This is a genomic window from Solibacillus isronensis (genome assembly GCF_023715405.1).
Classification (GTDB): domain Bacteria; phylum Bacillota; class Bacilli; order Bacillales_A; family Planococcaceae; genus Solibacillus; species Solibacillus isronensis_B.
On the sequence record NZ_JAMBOC010000061.1, the window covers coordinates 1 to 232 of the forward strand.

Sequence of the window (232 nt, forward strand, 5' to 3'; positions counted from 1 at the left end):
ATGGTGGGCCTAAATGGACTCGAACCATCGACCTCACGCTTATCAGGCGTGCGCTCTAACCAGCTGAGCTATAGGCCCTCTTAGAAGTATATAAAATTCATCATAAACCTTCAAAACTGAACAGCAAACGTTAATGTTTCATTCCCCAAGGGAATGATTCCGAAAAATCCTTAGAAAGGAGGTGATCCAGCCGCACCTTCCGATACGGCTACCTTGTTACGACTTCACCCCA

Annotated in this window: 1 tRNA gene and 1 rRNA gene; both read right to left on the bottom strand. The window is 46.1% G+C overall.

Features of this window, described 5'->3' with window-relative positions:
* Position 1 precedes the first annotated feature (1 nt).
* Positions 2–78 (bottom strand) — tRNA-Ile (locus M3166_RS19620).
* A 96-nt stretch (positions 79–174) separates the two neighbouring features.
* A 16S ribosomal RNA gene (locus M3166_RS19625) occupies positions 175–232 on the bottom strand; the annotation flags it as partial.